Raw genomic sequence first — 9,477 nt, 5'->3', positions numbered from 1 at the left:
AGCACACGATCACCACGCACGGGGTGACCGGACTGTGGCTGACGGCCGGCCTGTTCCGTCTGGTCGCCGAGGAACGGCCGGGCCTGCTCGCCGGGGTGCGCGAGGTGTGGACCGGCGGTGACGTGGTCTCCCCGGCCGCCGTCGCCCGGGTGCTGGCTGCCTGCCCCGGCATCGAGGTGGTCAACGGCTACGGGCCCACCGAGGCCACCACCCTGGCCACCTGCCACGCGGTGCGCACCCTCGACGAGCACGCCGCGACCGTGCCGATCGGCGGCCCGATGGCGAACATGCGCACCTACGTGCTCGACGCCCACCTGCGGCCGGTGCCGACGGGCATGGTGGGCGAGCTGTACCTCGCGGGGACGGGCGTGGCCCGGGGCTACCTCGGCCGGCCCGGCCTGACGGCGGAGCGCTTCATCGCCGACCCGTACGGCCCGCCCGGGAGCCGGATGTACCGCACCGGCGACCTGGCGTGGTGGCAGACCGACGGCACGCTGGAGTTCGCCGGACGCGCCGACCACCAGGTCAAGCTGCGCGGCCTGCGGATCGAGCCCGGAGAGATCGAGGCCGTGCTCGCGAGCTGCCCGGGCGTCGCCCAGGCGGCCGTCGTCGCCCGCGAGGACCGGCCCGGCGACAAGCGGCTCGTCGCGTACCTGGTGCCCGCCCCCGAGGGCGCGCCCGAGGCGACCGAGCTGTCCGAGCGGCTGCGCCGGGACCTGCCCGAGTACATGGTGCCGTCGGCGTTCGTCACCGTGGACACGCTGCCGCTGACCGCCAACGGCAAGCTGGACCGGGCCGCCCTGCCCGCCCCCGAGTACGGGGCGCCGGGCGCCGGGCGCGGCCCCCGCACGCCGCAGGAGCAGCTGCTCTGCGACCTCTTCGCCGAGGTCCTCGGCCGGGAGCAGGTGCGCATCGACGACAACTTCTTCGACCTCGGCGGGCACTCCCTGCTGGCCGCCCGCCTGGCCTCCCGCGTCCGCGAGACCCTCGGCGTGGAGCTGAGCCTGCGGATGCTGTTCGAGGCGCCGACCGTGGCCGGGCTCACGGAGCGCCTGGTCATGAACGATCCCGACGACGCGTTGGACGTGATGCTGCCGCTGCGTTCGACCGGGACCGGCACGCCGCTGTTCTGCGTCCACCCCGGCGGGGGCATCAGCTGGTCGTACAGCGGGCTGCTGAACCACATCGGTCCCCAGCACCCGGTCTACGCGATCCAGGCGCGCGGCCTCGGCCGGCCCGAACCCCTGCCGACGTCCTTCGAGGAGATGGCGGCCGACTACGCCGACCAGATCCAGAAGATCCAGGCGGAGGGCCCCTACCTGCTGCTCGGCTGGTCCGCGGGCGGGCTGATCGCCCACGCGGTCGCCTGCGAGCTGCAGTCGCGCGGCGAGCGGACCGGGATGCTGGCGATCCTCGACGCCTACCCGGTGAAGGACGTGCAGTTCGAGGAGGTGCCGGTGCCCACCGAGCGGGACGTGCTCGTCGGTGTGCTCGACGTCGACCCGGACGAGCTGGGCGACCGGGCGCTGAGCTACGCGGAGGTCGCCGAGGTCCTGAACCGGCGCGGCAGCGCGCTGGCGGGCCTGACCGAGCGGCAGATCGAGGTCATCGTCCAGATCATGATCAACAACGCGAAGCTGGCGGTCGACTTCGTCCCCGGCAGCTTCGACGGGGACCTGCTGCTCTTCAACTCCACGATCGACCGCGCCGAGGACAACGCCGGGCCCGATATCTGGCGCCCCTACGTCGCCGGGCGGATCGCATCGCACGAGATCACCACCCGGCACGACCGGATGACCCAAGCCGGCTCGCTGGCCCAGATCGGACCGATCCTGGCCGCGAAGCTCGCCGAGGCCACCGGTGACACCACCCTTTCCCACCAGGAGGACTGATTCCCATGACCAACCCGTTCGACGACCAGGACGGTACCTTCCTCGTGCTCGTCAACCACGAGAACCAGCACTCGCTCTGGCCGCAGTTCGCGGACGTACCCGAGGGCTGGACCGTCGCCCACGGCCCGGACACCCACGCCGCCTGCCTGGAGCACGTCGAGCAGACCTGGACCGACATGCGGCCCAAGAGCCTCGCCGACGCCATGGACGCCCACCGGTAGCAGGGCCGACGTGACCTCCACCGACACGCTGGACGAGGCCCGCGACAGCGCGGGCCTCGCCCGGCCCGACGACCTCGCCGCGGCCCTGCTCACCCCCGAGGCCCGACGGGACCCGTACCCGTTCTACGCCCGCATGCGGCGCGAGAGCCCGGTCCACCGCAGCGCCCAGGGCATCTGGTACCTCACCCGGTACGCCGACGTCGAGGCCGCCCTGGGAGACCTGCGGCTGTCCAACGACCGGGACCGGATGACCCGCGCCTACGTCGCGCTCGGCGGCGACCTGAAGGCCTTCAGCCGGATCACCGACCGGCTCGGCCGGGTGATGTCCAACACCGACCCGCCGGACCACGCCCGGTTGCGCAAGCTGGCCAACCGCGCCTTCACCGCCCGGCGGGTCGAAGCCCTGCGCGACGGCGTCCAGCGGATCGTCGACCGACTCATCGACGAGGCGGTCGCGGCGGGGCCGACCATGGACCTGATCGAGGCGGTCGCCTCCCCGCTGCCGCTGTCCGTGGTCTGCGAGCTCTTCGGCATCCCGGACGAGGACCGCCCGCAGGTCAAGACCTGGTTCCGCCGCTTCGGCCGGATGAGCGAGGACCTCGACAAGTCCGAGGCGGCGATCGGGCAGTACGAGGAGTACCTCGCCCGGCTCGTCCGCCGGCGCCGGGCCGACCCGGGCGACGACCTGATCAGCGCCCTTGTCGCCACCCAGGCGCAGGACGACCGGCTCACCGACTCCGAGCTGCTGTCCACCTGCTTCGTCCTGATCACCGCGGGCGACGAGACCACCACCCACCTGATCGGCAACGGCACGCTCGCCCTGCTGCGCCACCCCGACCAGCTGGCCCGGCTGCGCGCGGACCCGGGGCTGATCCGCGGCGCCGTCGAGGAACTGGCCCGCTACGACACGGTGACCCAGGCGATCGTCCGGGTCGTCGCCGAGGACCTGGAGATCGGCGGTCGGACGCTGCGCGAGGGCGAGCTGGTGTACCTGTTCCTCGCCGCGACCAACCGCGACCCCGAGCGCTTCGAGGACCCCGACCGGCTCGACCTGACCCGGCCCGGCAACCGGCACCTGAGCTTCGGCAACGGCCCGCACTTCTGCCTCGGCGGGCCGCTGGCCAAGCTCGAGGCGGAGGTGGCGATCGGCACGCTGGTCCGCCGCCTCCCGCGGCTGCGGCTGGCCGACGAGGCCGCCGACGGGGCGGCGCTCGACTGGCGGCCCAATCCGCTACAACGGCGGCTCAGCACCCTGCCGCTCACCTACTGACACCCGAACGACGACGAAGGAGAACTGACCATGGCCCGAGAGTTCGAGGTCCGCCGGGAGCAGGACCTGCCCGCCACGCCCGAGCAGGTGTGGCACGCGGTCGCCACCGGCGCCGGCAACCTCGGCTGGCTGTACCCCATGGAGGTCGAGCCACGCGTCGGCGGAAAGGCCACCCGGGCCGATGCCACCGTCGTGGCGTGGGAACCGCCGCACCACTTCGCCGTCCGCGCGACCCCGATCGAGGAGTTCTCCAACACGCTCACCTACCGGATCGAGCCGGTCGACGGCGCAACGAGCCACCTGCGGATGGGAATCCACTGGGTCCATGGGGGCACCTGGGACAAGACCTGGGACGTCAAGGCGGACGCGGCCGAGAAGCACGTCGACTTCTACCAGCACGCCCTCGCCGAGTACCTGCGGCACTTCGCCGGCCGCCCCGCCGTCTACGTCAAGGTCCAGCGCCCCGAACCCACCGCCGACCCGGCCGACTTCGCCGCCCTGCGCCGACGCCTCGGCCTCCCCGAGGACGCGGCCGTCGGCGACCGGCTCCGGCTCCACGTCCCCGGTCCGGACGGCGGCCCGGAGGAGGTGGTCGTGGACTGGCTCAACGCCGACTTCGTCGGCCTGCGCGGCCCCGACGCGCTCTACCGGTTCTTCAACGGCAGCAGCTGGAACTGGCCGATCTGGCTGGGCCACCACCTGTTCGCCGAGAACGCCGACGAAGAGCAGGCCACCAAGGCGTGGACCGCCTGGCTCAACGACACCCAAGCCTAGGATCACCGATGGAAACCTCGATGGAAACCTCGATGGAAACACTGCTCTACGCCGCCGAAGTCGTCGAGGAGAACGGCAGTTACACGCTCGTCGTCCAGGACGTGGCCCGGGACACCGTCCAGACCATCCCGGTCCCCAAGTCCATGGTGGACAAGCTTCCGACCTTCCTCTCGGCACTCAGCGCGAAGCTCAACTCCGCACCGTCGCGCGGTCGTTGGTAGGTCTTCCCGGACACCGTGCGGCGTTGCGCCGGACCCGGTCGGCGAGTCGACCGGGTCCGGCGCGGCGATCAGTCGCGCCGGGAGGTCGTCGGTTTCCGGTCGGGGAAGGCGGCGAGCAGGGCCAGCCAGAGCTGGAAGCGGTCCTGCATGGACTGCAGCGACCGGCCGGTGAGGCGCTCGATCTGGTCCAGCCGGTAGCGGACGGTGTTCCGGTGGACGTACAGCCGGTCGGCGACCGTCTGGACCGAGCAGTCCGCGGCCAGGTAGGCGTGCAGCGTCGTGACGAGGTCGGCGTTGTTGGTCTCGTCGAACCGGGTGAGCGGGCGCAGCACTTCGGTGGCGAGCTGCTTCAGCGGCAGGTCGGGGCTGGACAGCAGCAGCCGCGGCAGGTTGAGCGGGTCGCCGGAGTGGATGCCGGGGCCCCTGGTGAGCGCGGCCTGGGCCTCGAACCAGCTCCAGCGCAGGCCGTCGACGCCCCGGTAGCAGCCGCCGATGCCGACCGAGGCGCGGGTGTCGAGGCCGGACAGCGCGGTGCCGAACCGCCGGGCCAGCTTGTCCACGGACGCGTTCTGTGGGAGTACCGCCACCAGGTACCGGCCGACCACGGCGGTGAGCACCGGCTCGGGGGAGTCGGGGTGGCCCGCCGTCAGCCAGGGCAGCCGGGCCAGGCGGCGGTCCACCGCCGGTCCTTCGCCCTCCGGTGCCGGGCAGCCCAGGACGACCCGGTGGGCCGCCGTGGTGTCGAGCCCGAACGCGGCGAGCCTGCGCTCGGCGGCGTCCGGTGCGATCACGTCCCGCACGATGTCCTCGACGACCTGGCCGACCAGCTCCCGCCGTCCGGCCAGGTGGGCCTGCCGACGGGCCAGTTCCAGACCGACCAGCCGGACCGCGTACGGGAGCACGTCCGCCGCCCGGCCGGCCGACCGCAGGCACAGGTACGCCGCGACCATCCCGTCCACCTGCACCGGCAGACGCAGCGGACCGGCCTGACCGGGCCCGTCCGGGGACTCCGATCCGGCCGCCCGGACCTCCTCGACCAGCCCGCCGGCCCGCTCCGGGGCGGCGGCGAGCAGCGAGCCGTGGCGGTCGACCACGGCGACCTCGGATCCGCAGGCGCGCCGCAGCACCCGCAGCAGCGCGGTCAGGCCCTCACCGGTCAGCAGGGCCTGGACCAGCAGGTCGTGCTGATCGACCAGCCGCCGTTCGGCGCTGTGGTCCTCGGCCGCGATCCGTTCGGCGACCAGGCGGTTCACCGCGATGAAGGGCGTCTCGTACGGGACCTCCAGCACCGCCAGGCCCAGCCGTTCGGCCTCGGCCACCGTCGCCCTCGGGACGGTGGGGTGGCTCAGCCCGGTGCCGAAACCCAGCCCGGACGCGCCCGCGGCGGCCACCCGCTGGACGAAGGCGATCTGCGCGGCGGCGGTCCGCTGCCGCAGGCCCGTGGTGAGGAGCAGCTCGCCGCCCGCCATCCACGGTGTGGGGTCGGCGAGTTCCGTCACCGCGACCCAGCGCACGACGCGTTCGACACCGGCCGTGCCGGTGCACAGTCGCAGGCCGAGGCCGTCTTCCCGGAGCAGTTCGCGCAGCGTCACGGACATGCGCCGGACTGTAGCGCCGCACAACTCGGCAGCGGAAGACCGTGCAGCGGTCCATAGCCGGACAGGGGGATTCCTCCTAGGGTTCCCAGCGAGTCGACCGGCACCACCGACCCGACCGAGCCGTCCGCCCCTGGCGTGACACCGGTCAGAAGGGCAACAGGAGTTGAAGAGCAACGACCGACCGGACCCCGCCCCCGGGGCGGTGCGGCTCGAAGCGCTGGCGAAGACCTTCGACGGCCGGGTCCGCGTGGTCGACGGCGTGGACCTGGAGGTCGGCGAGGGCGAGTTCTTCGCGATGCTCGGCCCCTCCGGCTCCGGGAAGACCACGGTGCTGCGGATGATCGCCGGCTTCGAGTCGCCGACCGCCGGCCGGGTCCTGCTGGGCGGAGTCGATGTCACCGCTCTCGCGCCGTTCGACCGGGACGTCAACACGGTGTTCCAGGACTACGCGCTCTTCCCGCACATGACGATCGAGCAGAACGTCGGCTACGGCCTGATGGTGCGCCGGGTGCCCAAGGCCGAGCGGGCGGAGCGGGTGCGCGCGGCGCTCGCGATGGTCCGGCTCGACGGCTTCGAGCGGCGCCGACCGGCCCAGCTCTCCGGCGGCCAGCGCCAGCGGGTGGCCCTGGCCAGGGCACTGGTGAACCGCCCGAAGGTGCTGCTCCTCGACGAGCCGCTCGGTGCGCTCGACCTGAAGCTCCGGCACGAGATGCAGGCGGAGCTCAAGCGGATCCAGCGCGAGGTCGGGATCACCTTCGTGTTCGTCACCCACGACCAGGACGAGGCGCTGACGATGAGCGACCGGGTCGCGGTGTTCAACGCGGGGCGGATCGAGCAGGTCGGCTCGCCCGCCGAGGTGTACGAGCACCCGGCCACGGCCTTCGTCGCCGGCTTCGTCGGCACCTCCAACCTGCTGGACGGCACGGCGGCCGAGCAGGTCGTGGGCGAGGCCGGGCTGTTCAGCGTCCGGCCGGAGAAGATCCGGATAGCGCACCCGGACGATCCCGCCGGCCCCGACGAGCTGTCGGCGATGGGCCGGGTGGCCGAGGTGGTCTACGCGGGCGGCCACACCCGGTTCCTGGTCGACCTGGAGGCCGGCGGGCGGCTGACCGCCGTCCGGCAGAACCTCGAGGAGGGCTCGGCCGACGTCCTGCGTCACCGCGGCACCGACGTCGTGCTCGCCTGGCAGCGCAAGCACACCGTCCGAGTCGGTGGCTGACCCGGTCACCAGCGCCTTTCCCACCAGCGCCTTTCCCACCAGCAAAGGAACCCACCGCATGCGTATCCGCTCGACCGCCCGCGCCGCGGCCGCCGCCACCGCCGCCGTCCTGTTGGCCGCAGGGTGCGGCAGCAGCACTGGAAGCACCGGCGCCCACGGTCTCAATCCGCCGAAACTGCCGATGCTCCAGTCCCTGGGCGCCGGTGAGGGCCAGGTGAACCTGGTCGCCTGGGCCGGCTACGCCGAGGACGGTTCGGACGACAAGAACGTCGACTGGGTCCACCCCTTCGAGCAGCAGACCGGCTGCAAGGTCAACACGAAGATCGCCGGCACCTCGGACGAGATGGTCTCGCTGATGAAGACCGGTCAGTACGACGCCGTCTCGGCCTCCGGAGACGCGACGCTGCGGCTGATCGCGGCCGGCGACGTCGCGCCCGTCAACACCGTCCTGGTGCCGAACTACGCGGACGTCTTCGAGGGCCTGAAGAACCAGCCGTGGAACTCGGTGAACGGCCAGATGTACGGCATCCCGCACGGCCGCGGCGCCAACCTGCTGATGTACCGCACCGACAAGGTCTCGCCGGCGCCCGACTCCTGGCGGGTGGTCTTCGACGGCGCCGCGCCCTACGCCGGCCACGTCACCGCCTACGACTCCCCGATCTACATCGCCGACGCGGCGCTGTACCTGATGAAGACGAAGCCGGACCTGGGCATCAAGAACCCCTACGCGCTGGACGACGCGCAACTCAAGGCGGCCGTCGACCTGTTGAAGACCCAGCACAAGGCGGTCGGCGAGTACTGGAGCGACTACCAGAAGGCCGAGAACTCCTTCAAGACCGGTGACACCGTGGTCGGCACCACCTGGCAGGTGATCGCCAACATGGCGCAGGCCGACAAGGCGCCGGTCCAGGCGGTGCTGCCGAAGGAGGGCGCGACCGGCTGGTCGGACACCTGGATGGTGTCGGCCAAGGCCGCGCACCCCGACTGCGCCTACCAGTGGCTGAACTGGATCGTCTCACCGAAGGCCAACGCCCAGGTCGCCGAATGGTTCGGTGAGGCCCCGGCCAACTCCAAGGCCTGCGACCAGACGTCGGACAAGAACTTCTGCACCACCTTCCACGCCACCGACGAGGCGTACTGGAAGAACGTCTACTACTGGACCACCCCGGTCAAGAGCTGCCTGGACGGCCGCGGGGTGGCCTGCACCGACTACGCCGCCTGGACCGCCGCCTGGACCGAGATCAAGGGCTGACCGGGTGGTCCCGCCCCGAGCCGAAGGGCGCGCCGCTGCCGAGAGTGATGAGCGACAAGCGACCGAGGAACGAGGGAGCGCCGGAGTGAAGAGCGTCGGCAGCGGGCCAAGAGCGCCCGGAGGCGAGCGGGCGAACCACGCCGCCCCGCCGCAGCGCCGGGGCGGCATGCGGCAGGTGGCCTCCGTCCTGCACCGGCACACCGGGCTGCGGCTGACGCTGCTGCTGGCGGCGCCGATGGCCTGGCTGGTGCTCGCCTACCTGGGCTCGCTCGCCGTCCTGCTCCTCTCGGCCTTCTGGACGGTCGACGACTTCACCTACAACGTCGTCCGGGCCTGGAACACCGCGAACTTCCACACCGTCCTCACCGAGCCGGTCTACCGGTCGATCGCCCTGCGCACACTCGGCATCGCCGCCGCGGTCACGGTGATCGACGCCGTGGTGGCGTTCCCGATGGCCTTCTACATGGCCCGGATCGCCCGGCCGCGGACCCGCAAGCTCCTGGTGGTCGCGGTGCTGACCCCGCTCTGGGCCAGCTACCTGGTCAAGGTGTACGCCTGGCGGGTCATCTTCAGCCAGGGCGGGGTGCTCGACTGGCTCGGCGCCCCGTTCGGACTGGCCAGCCCCGGGTACGGCACGGCGGCGGTCATCGCCGTCCTCGCCTACCTGTGGCTGCCGTACATGATCCTGCCGGTCTACGCGGGGCTGGAGAACCTGCCGGCCAACCTCCTCGACGCCTCGGCCGATCTGGGCGCCTCCGCCGGGCGGACCCTCCGCTCGGTGGTCCTGCCGCTGGTCAGGCCCGCGGTGTTCGCCGGGTCGGTCTTCACCTTCTCGCTGAGCCTGGGCGACTACATCACCGTGCGGATCGTCGGGGGGAAGACGCAGGTGCTGGGCACCGCGATCGCCGACAACGTGACGCTCAACCTGCCGCTGGCCGCCGCGCTGTCCTGCGTACCGGTCGTGATGATCGTCGGCTATCTGCTCGCCGTGCGCCGGACCGGCGCCCTGGACTCGCTGTAGGGGGCGAAC

The 9,477-nt window shown here is 72.2% G+C and carries 9 protein-coding genes; 8 read left to right on the top strand and 1 reads right to left on the bottom strand.

Annotation, left to right across the window (positions count from 1 at the left end; all coding sequences use genetic code 11):
- The 5 genes from ACFVWU_RS35695 to ACFVWU_RS35675 all read left to right on the top strand — a co-directional run.
- Window positions 1-1,892 (top strand): alpha/beta fold hydrolase (locus ACFVWU_RS35695; RefSeq protein ID WP_387628651.1); only part of this gene is annotated, 1,892 nt, incomplete at its 5' end.
- Between the two features lie 5 nt (window positions 1,893-1,897).
- The gene (locus tag ACFVWU_RS35690) at window positions 1,898-2,113 is read left to right on the top strand and encodes an MbtH family protein (protein WP_387628649.1); all 216 of its coding nucleotides are present in this window, start codon (window positions 1,898-1,900) and stop codon (window positions 2,111-2,113) included.
- A gap of 10 nt (window positions 2,114-2,123) precedes the next feature.
- Window positions 2,124-3,383, top strand: a complete 1,260-nt coding sequence (locus tag ACFVWU_RS35685) for a cytochrome P450 (RefSeq protein WP_387628648.1) — start codon at window positions 2,124-2,126, stop codon at window positions 3,381-3,383.
- A 30-nt stretch (window positions 3,384-3,413) separates the two neighbouring features.
- Window positions 3,414-4,157, top strand: coding sequence for an SRPBCC domain-containing protein (locus tag ACFVWU_RS35680; RefSeq protein ID WP_387628645.1), 744 nt, complete (start codon window positions 3,414-3,416; stop codon window positions 4,155-4,157).
- Between the two features lie 32 nt (window positions 4,158-4,189).
- Window positions 4,190-4,378, top strand: coding sequence for a hypothetical protein (locus ACFVWU_RS35675; RefSeq protein WP_387628643.1), 189 nt, complete (start codon window positions 4,190-4,192; stop codon window positions 4,376-4,378).
- 68 nt (window positions 4,379-4,446) lie between these two features.
- On the opposite strand, the gene ACFVWU_RS35670 is transcribed toward ACFVWU_RS35675, so the two are convergent.
- Window positions 4,447-5,976 (bottom strand): PucR family transcriptional regulator, encoded by a 1,530-nt coding sequence (locus ACFVWU_RS35670; RefSeq protein WP_387628641.1) that lies wholly within the window; start codon window positions 5,974-5,976, stop codon window positions 4,447-4,449.
- Window positions 5,977-6,139: 163 nt separating this feature from the next.
- Between ACFVWU_RS35670 and ACFVWU_RS35665 the strand changes: the two genes are divergently transcribed.
- The 3 genes from ACFVWU_RS35665 (at window position 6,140) to ACFVWU_RS35655 (ending at window position 9,468) form a co-directional block, all read left to right on the top strand.
- Window positions 6,140-7,195, top strand: coding sequence for an ABC transporter ATP-binding protein (locus ACFVWU_RS35665; protein ID WP_387628639.1), 1,056 nt, complete (start codon window positions 6,140-6,142; stop codon window positions 7,193-7,195).
- 58 nt (window positions 7,196-7,253) lie between these two features.
- On the top strand, window positions 7,254-8,447 hold the full coding sequence (locus ACFVWU_RS35660) for an ABC transporter substrate-binding protein (protein WP_387628638.1): 1,194 nt from the start codon (window positions 7,254-7,256) through the stop codon (window positions 8,445-8,447).
- A gap of 166 nt (window positions 8,448-8,613) precedes the next feature.
- Window positions 8,614-9,468 carry an ABC transporter permease gene (locus ACFVWU_RS35655; protein WP_387628654.1) on the top strand — a complete coding sequence of 285 codons (855 nt, stop codon included), beginning with the start codon at window positions 8,614-8,616 and terminating at the stop codon, window positions 9,466-9,468.
- Window positions 9,469-9,477 lie beyond the last annotated feature (9 nt).

The organism is Kitasatospora sp. NPDC058190 (assembly GCF_042883685.1).
GTDB lineage: Bacteria > Actinomycetota > Actinomycetes > Streptomycetales > Streptomycetaceae > Kitasatospora.
Note: the sequence above shows the minus strand (reverse complement) of the source record. Positions and strands in the feature narration are given on the sequence as shown.

Coding starts and splice junctions, on each gene's coding strand:
- ACFVWU_RS35690 (WP_387628649.1), top strand. CDS start 1,898: ATGACCAACCCGTTCGACGACCAGGACGGTACCTTCCTCGTGCTCGTC.
- ACFVWU_RS35680 (WP_387628645.1), top strand. CDS start 3,414: ATGGCCCGAGAGTTCGAGGTCCGCCGGGAGCAGGACCTGCCCGCCACG.
- ACFVWU_RS35675 (WP_387628643.1), top strand. CDS start 4,190: ATGGAAACACTGCTCTACGCCGCCGAAGTCGTCGAGGAGAACGGCAGT.
- ACFVWU_RS35670 (WP_387628641.1), bottom strand. CDS start 5,976: ATGTCCGTGACGCTGCGCGAACTGCTCCGGGAAGACGGCCTCGGCCTG.
- ACFVWU_RS35660 (WP_387628638.1), top strand. CDS start 7,254: ATGCGTATCCGCTCGACCGCCCGCGCCGCGGCCGCCGCCACCGCCGCC.
- ACFVWU_RS35655 (WP_387628654.1), top strand. CDS start 8,614: ATGCGGCAGGTGGCCTCCGTCCTGCACCGGCACACCGGGCTGCGGCTG.